Consider the following 14,263-nt stretch of genomic DNA (forward strand, 5'->3'; position numbering starts at 1 on the left):
GATGCATTCAAGTCTAGCCATTACTACCTACCATCCGGTCGATTCGAGGACGATAATTCTACAAGAACCACGGGCAAAATGCAAAATTATCGTTTGTAATCAACGACTTATATAATATAGAACGTGTAATTTGCCAAGTCAGCACTGCTCGGGGGACTAAGGGTGCATGCTTTGTAATCGGGGACCGGGAGGAAATGGAGCGAGGGGGTGCCCACACCACTTGAAAAGCACGAAAAAAAACTTGTCATTTTTATCTTGCGAAAACGCAACATTGCAGGCGAAACACTCGATTCGCTCGCGTGATGGACGAGTAAAGGTTATGCCGACCCACAATGTCCCGCCAGACTAAGAAAAGAGAGAAAAGTCCGTCGAGCGTCGACCGTTGCGCGAACATGCCGGCAACTGTGGCGCGCTTCGCCGCTGCGTCTTTCAGAAAAGTCAGATGCAATGCACCCGCAGGAGCACGCCGGATTGGATGGATGCTTTTTCACAGGCTCTTTGAAAAAGCAGCCGAGAAACTGAACCTACCTCCCTGATGACTTCGAATATCCCGGCGCGGCGAGCAATGAATCCCGTCGCAAGAAGCATATTGGCCGAGTTCAGGATGGAGGTGCTCGTCGGCCCCGGATCAAGTACAACCGCTGGGATATTTATTGAAGACCTTTCGTAGATAGGCCAAGAATGTGTCGTCACTGCAGCTCAACTTTGCCTCGTTATCCGAAATCTTGCATACAGGCTGACCATTGCAACTGACCAATTTCATCACGATGTTCAATGCTGGAATTCCCGTATCGTTGGTCAAGTTCGTGCCAATGCCAAACCCTGTCATGGTACGATCAGTAAAATGGTCGTAGAGATCAAACGCCTTTTCAAGATCAAGCCCATCAGAGAAAACAAGTCGCTTAGTATGTGCGTCGATTTTCAGAGCAGCGTAGTGGGCCAGGGCTTTCTCCCCCCAGATAACTGGGTCACCACTATCATGCCTGAGTGAATCGAACAATTTGGCGAAATAAAGGTCGAAATCTGCAAGGAAAGCGTCCATGCCGATCATATCGGTTAAGGCAGTGCCGAGATCGCCTCGATACTCATCTACCCAAGCTTGCATTGCTGCTTTTTGGAAGTTGCGCAGACGAACATCCTCTTGGGCCTGAAAAAGACCGAACCATTCATGCGCGTGAGTTCCGATTGGAACAAGATTATATATACGGGCCAAATGAACATTCGACGTGCCCTTGAAATGCTCCGGGATTTCTCGAGATAATGTGGAGACCACCTTGTCTTGCATAGCGGCTGAAAACCTACGACGCAATCCGAAATCGAAAAACTCAAAAGGATGCGCACGGTTGACCGCGACCTCAGCAACTCTACTTTTAATTAACTCAACTTTCTGATTTAAACGTGCCACTCCCTCGGCGATCCTAGTTACTGTATCAAATCGTCGAAAGTAGAGCTCGTTGACAATCTGCAAAACAAATATCTCATATGGCATGGTATGAACCATAGGTCCAACCGCGCTGATTCGCAAGTGTTCGCCATCTACTGATACTTCTATAAATTTTCGCTGTAAATGAAATAACGAAAGAAAATCCACGAAGTCCGCCTTAATGAAACGGAGGCTTGCTAGATAAATCAACTCATCATTGGTGAAGCGAAGTGTGCACAGGTGGTCCAGTTGTGCATCTAGTTCATGCGCGATTTCAGATAATGGATATTCAGGACGGTTACGGCATGTAAACTCGTAAGCGGCAAACGTCGCCGGATGGCTGTGTAGGAGCGCCTGCCACATCGTAAATTTGTAGAGGTCGTTTTCCAGCAATGACGTAACCACTGGCACAAAATTTTGAGAAGTCATGCGTATTGTTTCCGAAAGAACTATAAGTATCAGGGAAGGTCAACGGTGAAGAGCTGTCAACGGTGAAGAGCTGTCGACGCCAAGCGCGTGAACCGATGCCATGACGGACGTTACGATGCGCAAACAACGGTCCGCGAAGCTCTTTGAGTGTCCATGGACTGAAGTATTCGCAGTTGGGTGTCCATACCCACTAACTCGCGGTTGTCGTGCGCCATCGTGCCGATCGGCACCAGGCCGAACTTCATCGCCTGGTAGACGTTGGACGTGCCCTTGAAGTATTCCGGCACCTCGCGCGACAGCCGCTGCACCACTTCGTCATGCCAGGCGCCGGAAAAGCGCCGGCGCGTGCCGAAGTCGGAGAACTCGAACGGGTTGCGGCGCGCCGGCTCGGCGCCGAACTCCTTGAGCCTGGCGATTTTGGCGGTGAGGCGCTCGCGTCCCTCGGCCAGCGCGGCGGCCTGGTCGAAGCGGCGGAAATATAGTTCGTTGACGATGTAGAGCACGTAGATCTCAAAGCCCATCACGTGCACTTGCGGGCCGACCGCGCGGATCGCCAGGGTGTCGCCGTCGATGCGCACGTCGATGAATTTGCGCTGGAAGCGGAACACCGTCAGGAAGTCGACGAAGTCGCTCTTGATGTAGCGCAGCGAGCGCAGGAACGTCAGTTCCTCATCCGAAAATCCCATCGAGCACAGGTGATCGAGTTCGCGCTCGACCGCCTCGTGCAGCTCGGCCAGCGGATAGACCGGCGTGTTGCGGCAGACGAATTCGTACTCGGTGAGCGAATTGGGATGGCCATGCAGCAGCGCTTGCCACATGGTGAATTTGTATAGATCGGTCTCCAGCAGGCTGCGGACGATAGGCTGACTCATGAACTCTCCAGATTGCACATAGCCATGATCTTACGCCATGCGGGACGGATGCGTTGCCCGGCCCCGCACCCGGCAGACGGCACTACGCTTAGCGGGCGGCGTTGGCGAGCAGCTCGGGCAACACGTCGCCCGCCTGCATCAGCTGCACGCCGCGTGCCCGCATGGCCGCGAGGAAGTCCCGGTACTGGGCCTCGAAGCCGGTGACGGGGCTCATGCAATCGGTGATCAGTACCAGCTTGGACGCGGCGGCGTCGCCGAAATGGTCGGCGATATGCTCGACCGTCGCCTTGACGCAGTGGCTACCGGCCTCGCCCGCCACGTAAATCTGGTCGGCCTCGGCCAGCGTGTTGACGAACTTGGTGTTGAACTGGGTGTCCGGGTCGTCCGCATAGGGCACTTCGGCCATGACGGCCGAATAATGCTCGGTCCACGGGTTGGAGCCTTTGGCCAGCTTGGCGACGATGCCGAGCGAGGCTTCCTCCCAGGCGCCATAGGCGGCGCGCACGTCGTCATGGACGTTGTTGCCCCAGCTGCCGATTTCGCAGTGCACCGGCCACACCATCAACTGATAGCGGCCGGCGGCCTCCAGCTTGTCGAGATAGTTCAGCGCCAGCGGTAAGGCGGCCGGATGGCGCGGCCGGTATTTTTCGGCGCGCACGTCGGCGGCGGTGATTTGCGTGAAGGGCGCCACCGGCGCGCCGTCCTGGGCGATCCAGAAGGTCGGGTGCGCGATGTCGAAGCGGTGATGCGAATCCAGCGTGATGCTGATGGCCGTGAGGCCGGAGCGGCCACGGTTGATCAGGCTGGCCAGTCGCTGCATATCCTGATGGGCGCCGGGCACCGGCAGCGCGGGCGCGCGCGGTTGGCGCGTGGCCGGGTCCAGCGGCAGATAGCCGGCCGGCAGATCGCAAAAATCGTTTTGCGGATCGATGATCAGCAGATGCAGGTTACGCTTCATATTAGGCTCCGTGGCGGGATATGCCTTCCATGATACGCAGGCAAACCCGCACTGCCAAGCGGGGTCGTACCCGTTGGGGTACGACCAGGCGGCGACCCGCAGGTTTGGGTTAGACCAGGATGGCGTTGATGTCGGCGCGGCTCTTGGCGATCGCGGTGGCGACGGCCTCTTCGCCCTTCGATACGCCTTCGGCGACGATGAAGGTGATGTCGGTCATGCCCAGGAAGCCCAGCGCGGCGCGCAGGTAGGTGGTCAGATGGTCGTAGCCGGCCGCTGGGCCTTCGCTGTAGACGCCGCCGCTGGCGATGAACACATAGACTTTTTTGCCGGTCACCAGGCCCGTTGGACCATTGGCGCCGTAGCTGAACGTGCGGCCGACGCGGGCGATGTGGTCGATCCAGGCCTTCAGGCCGGAGGTGACCGAGAAGTTGTACATCGGCGCGCCGATGACGATGGTGTCGGCGGCCAGCAGCTCGTCCACCAGCGTGTCGGACAGCTTGATCGTTTGGGCCTGGTCGGCGTTGCGCTGGTCCGGCGGCGTGAAGAACGCGCCGATCAGTTGTTCCGTCAGGTGCGGCAGTGGCGCCGCGGCCAGGTCGCGGGTGACGATGGTGTCGGACGGATTGGCTGCTTTCCATTTGGCGATGAATTCGCCGCCGAGCTGGCGCGATACCGAACCGGTGTGACGAACGCTGCTATCGATGTGGAGTACGGTTGCCATGATGTGCTTCCTTTAAGTGGTAGGGTTGCATGCATCATAGAACGGGATTACTATCGATGAAATACAGTAAATTTAAATCTTACTGATCGATTTTATCGATATCGAAACCAACCATAGGCGAACACCATGCGCGACCCCGGCCTCCCCTCCCTCGACCAGCTGCGCGTGTTCATCGCCGTCATCGACCATGGCGGCTTCGCGCACGCGGCGCGGGCGCTGCACCGCACGCAGTCGGTCATCAGCTACACCATCGCCAACCTGGAAGAGCAGCTTAACGTCGAACTGCTCGACCGCAGCAAGCGCAAACCGGTGCTGACCGAGGCTGGCAAGGCGCTGCTGGCCGATGCCCGCGCCGTCTCGCTCAAGGTCGACGGCATGCGCGCGCGCGCCAAGGCGCTGTCGGCCGGGCTGGAGGCGGAGGTGTCGCTGGTGGTCGACGTGATGTATTCGACCTGCAAGCTGGTGCGCATACTACATGGGTTTCAAAAGGAGTTCCCGACCGTGTCGATGCGCCTGCGCACCGAGGCGCTGGGCGCGGTCACGCAACTGGTCATGGACCGCACCTGTTCCATCGGCCTGAGCGCCTGGATGCCCGGCTCGGTGGACACCATCGAGCGCCAGAGCTGCGGTGTGGTGACGATGGTGCCGGTGGTGTCGCCCAACCATCCGCTGGCCCAGATCAAGGGCAAGATCTCCAACGAGATCCTGCGCGAACACACGCAGCTGGTGCTGACCGACCGCAGCACCTTGACCAAGGGACAGGATTTCGGCGTCGTGGCGCTGCGCGACTGGCGCCTGGGCGACCTGAGTTCCAAGCATGCGCTGCTGCGCAGCGGCATCGGTTGGGGCAATATGCCGGTGGAGTTCATTCAGTGGGATCTGGACGCGGGCCGGCTAGTGCAGCTCGAGGTCGCCGAGGGGCCGTCGTTCAGCGCGCCGCTGTACGTGATACGGCGCGGCGACGAGGAGCCCGGACCCGCCACACGCTGGGTCATGCAGCAGTTCCTCGACATGGACCGGCTTATCGCCGAGGAGTACGGCGGCAAACTACAGCCCACCTCGGTGGGAGGACAACACGTGCCGATCCACATGCCTTTCCATCAGCGCTCGAGCGCCCAGCCGGTCGTCGAACCGACACCGGCGATCACTGCGACACCGGTCAGGAAGGCGCCGGCGGCTACTTCACGCCAGCGGCGCTGAGCTTGCCGCGCAGGCGCGAGATCTCTTCCGACAGATCGACCACCAGCGCGGCGACGTCATCGTTGGCTTCGAAGTCGCGCTCGATCTGGCACAGCCGGCGCGCCCGCACCAAGTCGGCGCTGGTAAAGCGCCAGCTGACGCTGTCGTCCGACGCGCACTCCATCAGGATGCCGGTGCGCACCCGCTGCACCACCCAGTCGCGCTCGACCGCGCAGGCGCGCGCCAATTCCTCGAGCGTCAGCGCGGTTTCATCGATCAATACGGCGGTGATCGGCGACTGCCCCGCCGCCGCTTCCATTGCCTGTCCCATAGCTCATCCTCCCGCGCGCGGATTGAACGCCATCTCGCGCGCCATCGTTTGATACAGTTCGCGTGCCTTGTCGGTGTTCGCCGGCGGCAGCACCACTTCCAGTAGCAGGTACAGATCGCCGGGCTCCTTGCCGGGGATGCCGCGTCCGCGCAGGCGCAGCTTGCGGCCGCTTTGCGAGCCGGCCGGCACCGACACGGTGACCTTGCCGGACGGCGTGGAGACCTCGATATCCGCGCCCAGCGCCAGCTCCCACGGCGCCACCGGCACCGTCTCGAAGACGTCGCGGCCGTCGACGCGGTAGCGCGAATCGGCACGGAACTGGATTTCAAGATACAGGTCGCCCGGCCCGGCCTCGCCGCGCTGGCCCTGGCCGGACAGGCGCAACTGCTGGCCGGCCGTCACGCCTTTCGGAATGTTGACGCTGAGCGTGCGCTCGCGCGTAACGATGCGGTCGGCGGCGTCGCGCTCGGCCACCATCATGCTGACGTTGCGTGTGGCGCCCTGGTACGTGTCGACCAGGTCGATGGTGATGGTGGCGTGGCTGTCGTCGCCGCGCTGCGGCTCGTACTGCGTGTACTGCTGGCGCCGGCGCCCGCCCAGGTTGGCGAACAGGTCGGCGAAGAAATCGCTGGAATCGGAATCGCCGAAGCCGCCGCCCGGAGCGCCGCCGCTGGTGCCCGGATTGCCGGTGCCGCCGCCAAAGCCGCGCCCCCAGTCCGGCGGCGGACGGAATTCCTGGCCGGCGCGGAACTGGCGCCCGCGCCCCAGGTCGTCGTAGGCCGCGCGTTTTTCAGCGTCGCCCAGCACGCCGTACGCCTCGTTGAGTTCCTGGGTTTTCTTTTGCGCGTCGGCTTCCTTGCTGACGTCCGGATGGTATTTGCGGACCAGCTTGCGGTAAGCCTTCTTGATTTCGTCTTCCGAGGCGGTTTTAGCCACGCCCAGGGTTTGGTAGTAGTCCTTGTATTCCACGTTGCGCTCCACTTTTGCCTGCGTTGGGCCGGCGGCTTGACTCGACACTTGATCCCAAGTTTACCGCCAATCCGCGATCGCCGCCGCCCTTCAGAAGGGAGGGCGCGACACCGCCACAACAGAAAGTTGTAATTTTATATCTTATTTATTTGGAAACAGATACTATTTCCGCTCGAATAAAACTAGGGAGATTCAATGTTTTCAGCAAAACTCCACGCGGCTATGTTGGCCCTGGCCTTCACCATGGGAGCCGGCGCGGCACAAGCCACCACCATCACGTTTGACGAATTGCCCCCCAGCGACCAGCTTGGGATGCCGGGCGGCACGAACTTTGCCACCGGTGGCTACAACTTTAACCTCACGGGCGGATATGCCTGGATCATGGCGGCGAGCACCGACGGGGTTCACGCGAGCAACGGGACGACCAGCCTGGACTTGGGCGGCACGGTTACCGTCACCAACATCGCTAACAAAGCGTTTTCACTCGCCAGCCTCGACCTCGCCACTTTTTGGGCAGTGCAAACCAGTACCGTCAAGCTCACCGGCACCGACGTAAGCGGGCATAACGTCGTGCTGACCTACACGCTCGGTGGCGCGGGCGACCCCAACCCATACGGCCTGACGACCTATAACCTGAGCGGCTTCGACCACCTCACCTCGCTCGTCCTGGAACTTGTCTACAACCAATCCACCGCGACCTACTTCAGCCTGGTCGACAACCTTGTGCTCAACGAGCAGGCCGTTACCGCCGTTCCCGAGCCGGAAACCTGGGCGATGCTCGGGCTGGGCCTGGCGATGGTCGCCGGACTGGCCCGCCGCAAGCGCGCGTAGGCTGAAGCACCGGGAGGCGCGCCTCCCGGCACATCACTTAGCGTACCCGGCGCACCGACGAGATGCGGTCGCCCATGTCGCGCAGGTTGTCGTAGCGGCCAGGCGACAGCACCACGCATTTACCACGGAAGTCGGCGTCGTCGCACAGCTGCCAGCTGCCCTCGCGGATGATCACCGAGCCGGCCTGGTCGTTGAAGTCGAGACGATCGAGCTTGCGGATGTCGTCGCGCAGCTCAACCTCGGCGCCGTTGAAACGGGACTGCGAATACAAGGTGATCGGTGCGCCGCCACGGCCGCCGTGGCCGTTGTCGCCGCGTCCGCCATGGCCGCGATCACCGCGATCTCCCCTGTCACCGCGATCGCCACGATCGCCGTCGCCGCCGACCTCGCGCAGCGACGACAGCACATCGTTAAAGCCTTCCAGCTTGCGGTACTCGCCAGGTCCCAGCACGATGCAATGGCCGTCGAAATTGGCGTTTTCGCACAGTTGCCAGCGGCCGGAGCGCACCCGTATGCTCGAGGCGCGGTCGTTGAAGCCTTCGGACGACAGGTCGGGTATCTGGTCGCGCACGGTGATCGCCGGTCCGCCAAAATTGTCGTGGGTGTACAGCGTGACTTCGCCTGCCTGCGCGGCAGCGGCGAAGACGACGGGAGCGGCCAGCGCCAGAGCGGCGTTGCGTAAGCGGGGCAGGAATTTTTTCATAGTTTTAACCTGAATAGTTGTTGGTCGACATCCGGGATGGACGTCTTTGACACATAACGCGCATGTTATAAGTTTCGCATACGCAGCAGTCCAACTAAATTGCAACCAAATGCAATCGTGCGCCCGCAGCCGTTAAAATGACGGGCTCAGTCACATCTTGCTGCCGCCGCCTCCCGCTTATGCCCCACTCTTTCACCCTGTCGTCGATCCGTACCGAAGCCGCCGCCCTGTGGCGCCTGTCCTGGCCCATGCTGATCGGTCAGCTCGCCACCGTCGGCATGGGCGTGGCCGACGTCGCCATGACCGGCCACACCAGCGCCGACGAACTGGCGGCCGTATCACTGGGCACGTCGATCTGGTCGATTATCCTGGTCACCGTCAGCGGCGTCATGATGGCGATTAACACCATTGTCGCGCACTACGTCGGCGCGGGCGACCTGAGCAAAATTCCGCACACGGTGCGGCAATCGTTATGGAAGGCGCTCGGGGTCGGGCTGATCGCGGCTGCGCTGGCCAACCTCGCCACCCTGCTGTTCGCGCACCTGTATCTGACGCCGCACGTGCAGCAACAGGCCGAGCTGTTCGTCCACATCATCAGCATCGGCCTGCTGCCGTTCGCGGCCTACCGCGCGCTGTACGGCTACAGCACCAGCATGAACCAGACCCTGCCCATCATGCTGATCGCCATCCTGGGCCTGTGCATCAACGTGTTCGTCAACTGGCTGCTGGTCTTCGGCAACTGGGGCTTCCCGGCGCTGGGCGGGGTCGGCTGCGCGGTCTCGACCGCGTTGTGCATGTGGATGATGCTGTTCGCCATGCTGGCCTGGATACGCTACGCGCCCGCCTACCGCGCCACCTATCCGTTCACGCACTGGGAATGGCCGCACTGGCCGGAAATCGGCTCGATGCTGCGGTTGGGCGTGCCGATCGGCATCAGCTACTTTGCCGAGGTCAGCGCGTTCGGCGCGGTCAGCCTGCTGGTGGCGCGCTACGGTGTGGTGCAAATCTCGTCGCATCAGATCGCGCTCAATTTCACCTCGCTGGTATTCATGGTGCCGCTCAGCTTTGGCATCGCGCTGATCACCCGCGTCGGCCAGTCGATGGGCGAAGCCAATCCGCGCAAGGCGCGCTTCGTGGCCTGGGTCGGCGTGTGGATGTCGCTGGCGTTCGCGGTGTTATCGGCCGCGTTCATCGTCGTATTCCGCCACCATATCGCGCGCGCCTACACGTCCGACCCGGCGGTACAGCAACTGTGCGCCCACCTGCTGTTGTTCGCCGCGCTGTTCCAGTTGTCCGACTCGACCCAGGTGGCGGCCGCGTGCGCACTGCGCGGCTACAAGGTCTCGCGCCAGCCGATGATGATCCAATTGCTGGCGTTCTGGGGCTTCGCGCTGCCGCTGGGCTGCTGGCTGGGCCTGGCGCCGAAATGGATGCCGTGGTCGCCGGCCGCGCCGATGGCGGCCTCCGGCTTCTGGATCGGGCTGGTGGTGGGACTGACGGTGGCGGCCGTGCTGCTGAGCTGGTCGCTGCGCAACCTGGCGCTGCGGCGCGTGCGCGAGGCCTAGGCACGACGCCCGTCGCGCCCCTGAAACACAACGATACATCGGCGCCGAAGGAAAGACGGTTTTGCGGGATGGATTCAGAACATTGCCATCTCGCCACTTAAACTCGACTCTGGTATCGTCTTGGATTGCCCACCTAGAGACCTTCCATGCGCTTTATCCTCTGCTTTCTCGCACTGCTGGCCGGCGGCAATGCCGCCGCCGAAAAACTGACCCTGGACCGCATCCACGCCGACCCGTCGCTGAGCGGCCCCGGCGTGCGCAGCCTCAAGGTGTCGCCCGACGGCGCCCGCGTGACCTTCCTGCGCGGCCGCGACGACAACCAGTTCCAGCTCGACCTGTGGGAATACAACCTCAAGGACAAGTCCACGCACCGCCTGGTCGACTCCAAGATCCTGGTGCCGGAAGAGAACCTGTCGGACGCTGAAAAAGCCCGCCGCGAGCGCGCCCGCACAGCCAGCCTCAAGGGCATCCTCAGCTACAGCTGGTCGCCGGACGGCAAGCAGCTGCTGGTGCCGATCGCCGGCAACCTGTACCTGATCGACGTCAGCAAGCCAGACACCGCGCGCATGGTCGCCAGCGGCAACGTGCTCGATCCGAAGATCTCGCCGAAGGGGCGTTACGTTTCCTTCGTGCGCGACCAGAACTTGTTCGTCATCGACCTGTCCAACAACAAGGAACGCCAGCTGACCACCGACGGCAAGGGCACCATCCACAATGGCGAGGCCGAATTCGTCGCGCAGGAAGAAATGGGCCAGACCAGCGGCTACTACTGGGCGCCGGACGACTCCGCCATCGCCTACAAGCGCTACGACGAAGCGCCGGTGCCGGTGGTCAAGCGGTTTGAAATCTACGCCGACCGCACGGACGTGATCGAGCAGCGCTACCCTGCGGCCGGCGATCCGAACGTGCTGGTGCAACTGAAGATCGTCTCGCCGACCACCGGCGAGATCCGCAACGTCGAGCTCGGCGCAGAACAAGATATTTACCTGGTGCGCGCCGACTGGAGCGCCAACAGCAAGGCCTTGCTGTTCCAGCGCCAGAGCCGCGACCAGAAAAAGCTTGAGCTGGTGTCGGTTGACGCCGCCACGTTGGCGCAGCGCGTGCTGATCACCGAAACGTCGCCGACCTGGGTCAGCATCTTCGACGACCTGCGCTTCCTGGGCAACGACAAGGGCTTCATCTGGCCGTCCGAGCGCAGCGGCCGCAAGCACCTCTACCTGTACGACCTGAACGGCAAACTGCTGCATCCGATTTCCAGCGGCGAATGGGGCATCGACAAGCTGCTCGCGGTCGACGAAAAAAATGGCCGCGTATTCGTGCAATCGAACCGCGACGCCGTCATCGACAGCCAGACCTACGCGCTCAAGCTCGACGGTAGCGGTGCCGACAAGCCGACCCGCATCACCGAAGGCGACGGCTGGCACGACTCCGCGTTCTCGCGCAACGGCGAAGTGTTCGTCGACACCTGGTCCGACCCGGACACCCCGCCGCAAGTGAGCATCCGCCGTCCGGACGGCAAGATGATCAGCTGGCTCGAGCACAATGAACTGACCGCCAGCCATCCCTACGGCAAGTACAAGGACGCGCACCTGCGCACCGAGTACGGCACCTTGAAGGCCAACGACGGCCAAACCTTGTACTACTCGATGATCAAGCCGAGCGGCTTTAGCCCGGTGAAGAAATATCCGGTCTATCTGTCGACCTACGGCGGCCCGCATTCACAGCACGTGGCGCGCAAATGGGGCAACTTCTTCGACCAATACATGGCGCAGCAAGGCTTTGTGGTGTGGCGTCTGGACAACCGCGGCTCGTTCCGCCGCGAGCGCGCCTTCACCGACGCCAACTACCTGAACCTGGGCAAGGTCGAAGTCGAAGACCAGCTGACCGGCATCGAATGGCTGGGCAAGCAAAGCTTTATCGACGCCAAGCGCATCGGCGTATTCGGCTGGAGCTACGGCGGCTTCATGACGTTGCGGCTGCTGGCGCAAGCGTCCGACAAGATCGCGATGGGCGTCTCGGTCGCGCCGGTGACGGACTGGGCGCTGTACGACACCCACTACACCGAGCAGTTCATGAGCACGCCAAAAGCCAACGCCGCCGGCTACGTGGCGGCCGGTGTCTACTCGCACCTGGACGGCCTCAAATCCCCGCTGCTGCTGATGCACGGCATGGCCGACGACAACGTGCTGTTCACCAACACCACGCGCATGATCGACGCGCTGGTAAGCCGCAACGTCCGCTTCGAACTGATGACCTACCCGGGCGGCAAGCACGGCATCGCCGGCCGAGGTCCGCAGCGCCACGTCTACGGCAACATCGAAGCCTTCTTCAAAAAGAACCTGATGCCCGACGCAAAATAACCTACGGGGGTCAAGTCTGTCATTCAACTACGGGGGTCAAGTCTGTCATTCGGACACGAGCTGGTGACTAGGTGGACAGCCGACGTCCATTCAACTACGGGGGTCAAGTCTGTCATTCGGACACCAGCTGGTGACTAGGTGGACAGCCGACGTCTGATACAAGAGTCCGTGTCCGAATGACAGACTTGACCCCGGTTTTTTTGCGACAAATTGAGCAGCCACAAGGGAAGATTTGTTGATTATTCGATAATGCCCGCTGCGGTGCGTTTCGCGCCGCTTCACTTATATTCCAGGAGGAATTATGGCTATCGATGTCTATCTGCAAATCGACGGAGTGCGCGGCGAGTCGGCCGACGATAAACACAAGGATTGGATTGAATGCAAGTCCGTGAGCTGGGCGGTGAGCCAGCCGAAATCGGCTACCGCTTCGACCAGCGGCGGCCATACCGCCGAGCGTTGCGAACATCAGGACATCACCTTGCTGAAAATGGCCGATCTGGCGTCGCCAGTACTACTGCAAACGTGCTCATCCGGGAAAACCATTCCCAAGGCGAAGTTCGAATTCATGCGCGCCGATGGTCAGGGCGAGCGTATCAAGTATTTCGAAATCGAACTGGAAAATGTGTTGATCGGCACCGTGTCGCCCAGCGCGCATGAGGGCGATGTGTTGTCGGAGCAAGTGTCGCTGAAGTTTTCGAAGGTGAAATGGCGCTATACGCAGCAGAAAATTTCCGGCGGTTCCGGTGGCAACACCGCCGGCGGCTGGGATCTGTCGAGCAACCGCATCGCGGCCTGATCCGCCGCAGAGGTGATCGCGTAAACGAGTAGTCATTTGGGTAAACGAAAACAGCCGCTAACGCGGCTGTTTTTCTATGCGGCGAATGATCGCCTGCGATGCGCGTGACGCGCGGTGCGGTGCTCTTAGTTGCGGTTGCCTTTGACGACGTCGTCAATGGCTTCTTTGGCATCGCCTACGCCTTTTTGCACTTTGCCTTCGGCTTGCTTGTTCAGGCCCTTGGCCTGCTGTTCCGAGCTGCCGACCAGTTCGCCGGTTTTTTCCTGGATTTTGCCGCCGATGTCTTTCGCCGTACCCTTAACTTGATCCTTGTTCATGATGAACTCCTTTATCTTTGTTGAAGCTACAGGACACACAACATGGCGCTGTGTGGATGGATTCACTATAGGCTCGAGCGGATGAGTTATCTGTGCGTTCGCGAACGCTGCCGGCAATCAAATTTTGCGCCATACGCTGGCCAGCCATGGCTGCTGATCGCGCGGTAATCCGCTGGGTCGGTAGTAATGTTGGACCGCGCTAAAACCTGCTGCGCCAAGGTAACGTTCCCACGTCTCGTAATCGTAGTAGCTGCCGTAGCGCGGGCCGTTCCAGCCTTCGCGGTTGTCGCCGCGCGGATTGGAACTGAACAACACGCCGCCCGGTTTCAGCGCCGCGTGCAGGCGCCGCAACACGTCCGGCAACGCCGCGCTCGGCACGTGGAACAGCGAGGCGTTGGCGTACACGCCGTCGAAATATTCGGCAGGCAAATCGAGCTGGACGAAGTCTTGCTGCCAAGCTTCGCAACCGCTGTACGCGCGCGCCATGTCCACGAAACGGGCCGAGCCGTCGACGCCGATCGCCTCGTGTCCCATCTCGCGAAAGGTTTTCAAATCGCGGCCGGGACCGCAACCAAGGTCGAGCAGGCGATACGGCGCTGCCGCTTCGATGGCGTCGAGCAGCGCGGCGATATTTTGGCTGACATCATGGTCGATGGTGCCGGCGAAAAATTGCTGCGCCGTCAGCTCGTAATGTTGCAGCGTTTTCTGTGTAATTTGTTCAATATGATCGGGTTCCATGGCGCCAGTGTAGCGTATCGAGACAGCAGAAAAGATACGCTCAGGTATCAAATCACTTCTTTCATTCAGGG

General features: G+C 60.9%; 13 protein-coding genes and 1 pseudogene. 5 read left to right on the forward strand and 9 right to left on the reverse strand.

Annotation, left to right across the window (positions count from 1 at the left end; all coding sequences use genetic code 11):
• Nucleotides 1–628: 628 nt before the first annotated feature.
• The 4 genes and pseudogenes from pncB to ACZ0BA_RS15705 form a co-directional block, all read right to left on the reverse strand.
• Nucleotides 629–1,852, reverse strand: a complete 1,224-nt coding sequence (pncB, locus tag ACZ0BA_RS15690; RefSeq protein WP_463452150.1) for a nicotinate phosphoribosyltransferase — start codon at nucleotides 1,850–1,852, stop codon at nucleotides 629–631.
• Nucleotides 1,853–2,055: 203 nt separating this feature from the next.
• Nucleotides 2,056–2,724: pseudogene (locus ACZ0BA_RS15695) on the reverse strand (beta/alpha barrel domain-containing protein); the annotation flags it as partial.
• Between the two features lie 88 nt (nucleotides 2,725–2,812).
• Nucleotides 2,813–3,682: a cysteine hydrolase family protein gene (locus ACZ0BA_RS15700; RefSeq protein ID WP_463452151.1), complete on the reverse strand. Its 870-nt coding sequence runs from the start codon at nucleotides 3,680–3,682 to the stop codon at nucleotides 2,813–2,815.
• Between the two features lie 109 nt (nucleotides 3,683–3,791).
• A complete protein-coding gene (locus ACZ0BA_RS15705; protein ID WP_463452152.1) occupies nucleotides 3,792–4,403 on the reverse strand; it encodes an FMN-dependent NADH-azoreductase in 612 nt (203 codons plus the stop codon).
• A gap of 126 nt (nucleotides 4,404–4,529) precedes the next feature.
• On the opposite strand from ACZ0BA_RS15705, the gene ACZ0BA_RS15710 reads away from it, so the two are divergent.
• On the forward strand, nucleotides 4,530–5,603 hold the full coding sequence (locus ACZ0BA_RS15710) for a LysR family transcriptional regulator (protein ID WP_463452153.1): 1,074 nt from the start codon (nucleotides 4,530–4,532) through the stop codon (nucleotides 5,601–5,603).
• Here the strand turns inward: ACZ0BA_RS15710 and ACZ0BA_RS15715 are convergent.
• Together ACZ0BA_RS15715 and ACZ0BA_RS15720 are read right to left on the reverse strand one after the other, a co-directional pair.
• Nucleotides 5,581–5,913 (reverse strand): MerR family transcriptional regulator, encoded by a 333-nt coding sequence (locus ACZ0BA_RS15715; protein ID WP_463452154.1) that lies wholly within the window; start codon nucleotides 5,911–5,913, stop codon nucleotides 5,581–5,583. The two genes, ACZ0BA_RS15710 and ACZ0BA_RS15715, sit on opposite strands and share 23 nt — an antisense overlap.
• A gap of 3 nt (nucleotides 5,914–5,916) precedes the next feature.
• Nucleotides 5,917–6,882, reverse strand: coding sequence for a DnaJ C-terminal domain-containing protein (locus tag ACZ0BA_RS15720; protein WP_463454767.1), 966 nt, complete (start codon nucleotides 6,880–6,882; stop codon nucleotides 5,917–5,919).
• 195 nt (nucleotides 6,883–7,077) lie between these two features.
• Here ACZ0BA_RS15720 and ACZ0BA_RS15725 point away from each other — a divergent pair, with 195 nt between their 5' ends.
• Nucleotides 7,078–7,713 (forward strand): PEP-CTERM sorting domain-containing protein, encoded by a 636-nt coding sequence (locus tag ACZ0BA_RS15725; RefSeq protein WP_463452155.1) that lies wholly within the window; start codon nucleotides 7,078–7,080, stop codon nucleotides 7,711–7,713.
• Nucleotides 7,714–7,750: 37 nt separating this feature from the next.
• Here ACZ0BA_RS15725 and ACZ0BA_RS15730 read toward each other — a convergent pair whose 3' ends face one another.
• A complete protein-coding gene (locus ACZ0BA_RS15730) occupies nucleotides 7,751–8,416 on the reverse strand; it encodes a beta/gamma crystallin-related protein (protein ID WP_463452156.1) in 666 nt (221 codons plus the stop codon).
• A 179-nt stretch (nucleotides 8,417–8,595) separates the two neighbouring features.
• Here ACZ0BA_RS15730 and ACZ0BA_RS15735 point away from each other — a divergent pair, with 179 nt between their 5' ends.
• The 3 genes from ACZ0BA_RS15735 (at nucleotide 8,596) to ACZ0BA_RS15745 (ending at nucleotide 13,137) form a co-directional block, all read left to right on the forward strand.
• On the forward strand, nucleotides 8,596–9,981 hold the full coding sequence (locus ACZ0BA_RS15735) for an MATE family efflux transporter (protein WP_463452157.1): 1,386 nt from the start codon (nucleotides 8,596–8,598) through the stop codon (nucleotides 9,979–9,981).
• 146 nt (nucleotides 9,982–10,127) lie between these two features.
• Entirely contained in the window at nucleotides 10,128–12,341 is a 2,214-nt protein-coding gene (locus ACZ0BA_RS15740) for a S9 family peptidase (protein WP_463452158.1), read from the forward strand.
• A gap of 301 nt (nucleotides 12,342–12,642) precedes the next feature.
• Nucleotides 12,643–13,137: an Hcp family type VI secretion system effector gene (locus ACZ0BA_RS15745; RefSeq protein ID WP_463452159.1), complete on the forward strand. Its 495-nt coding sequence runs from the start codon at nucleotides 12,643–12,645 to the stop codon at nucleotides 13,135–13,137.
• 125 nt (nucleotides 13,138–13,262) lie between these two features.
• Here ACZ0BA_RS15745 and ACZ0BA_RS15750 read toward each other — a convergent pair whose 3' ends face one another.
• Both ACZ0BA_RS15750 and ACZ0BA_RS15755 read right to left on the reverse strand, forming a co-directional pair.
• Nucleotides 13,263–13,454: a CsbD family protein gene (locus ACZ0BA_RS15750; protein ID WP_463452161.1), complete on the reverse strand. Its 192-nt coding sequence runs from the start codon at nucleotides 13,452–13,454 to the stop codon at nucleotides 13,263–13,265.
• Between the two features lie 117 nt (nucleotides 13,455–13,571).
• Nucleotides 13,572–14,192, reverse strand: coding sequence for a class I SAM-dependent methyltransferase (locus ACZ0BA_RS15755; RefSeq protein WP_463452162.1), 621 nt, complete (start codon nucleotides 14,190–14,192; stop codon nucleotides 13,572–13,574).
• Between the last annotated feature and the right edge of the window lie 71 nt (nucleotides 14,193–14,263).

The sequence above is a fragment of the Duganella sp. AC917 genome (assembly GCF_979258245.1).

Coding starts and splice junctions, on each gene's coding strand:
- pncB (WP_463452150.1), bottom strand. CDS start 1,852: ATGACTTCTCAAAATTTTGTGCCAGTGGTTACGTCATTGCTGGAAAAC.
- ACZ0BA_RS15700 (WP_463452151.1), bottom strand. CDS start 3,682: ATGAAGCGTAACCTGCATCTGCTGATCATCGATCCGCAAAACGATTTT.
- ACZ0BA_RS15705 (WP_463452152.1), bottom strand. CDS start 4,403: ATGGCAACCGTACTCCACATCGATAGCAGCGTTCGTCACACCGGTTCG.
- ACZ0BA_RS15710 (WP_463452153.1), top strand. CDS start 4,530: ATGCGCGACCCCGGCCTCCCCTCCCTCGACCAGCTGCGCGTGTTCATC.
- ACZ0BA_RS15715 (WP_463452154.1), bottom strand. CDS start 5,913: ATGGGACAGGCAATGGAAGCGGCGGCGGGGCAGTCGCCGATCACCGCC.
- ACZ0BA_RS15725 (WP_463452155.1), top strand. CDS start 7,078: ATGTTTTCAGCAAAACTCCACGCGGCTATGTTGGCCCTGGCCTTCACC.
- ACZ0BA_RS15730 (WP_463452156.1), bottom strand. CDS start 8,416: ATGAAAAAATTCCTGCCCCGCTTACGCAACGCCGCTCTGGCGCTGGCC.
- ACZ0BA_RS15735 (WP_463452157.1), top strand. CDS start 8,596: ATGCCCCACTCTTTCACCCTGTCGTCGATCCGTACCGAAGCCGCCGCC.
- ACZ0BA_RS15740 (WP_463452158.1), top strand. CDS start 10,128: ATGCGCTTTATCCTCTGCTTTCTCGCACTGCTGGCCGGCGGCAATGCC.
- ACZ0BA_RS15745 (WP_463452159.1), top strand. CDS start 12,643: ATGGCTATCGATGTCTATCTGCAAATCGACGGAGTGCGCGGCGAGTCG.
- ACZ0BA_RS15750 (WP_463452161.1), bottom strand. CDS start 13,454: ATGAACAAGGATCAAGTTAAGGGTACGGCGAAAGACATCGGCGGCAAA.
- ACZ0BA_RS15755 (WP_463452162.1), bottom strand. CDS start 14,192: ATGGAACCCGATCATATTGAACAAATTACACAGAAAACGCTGCAACAT.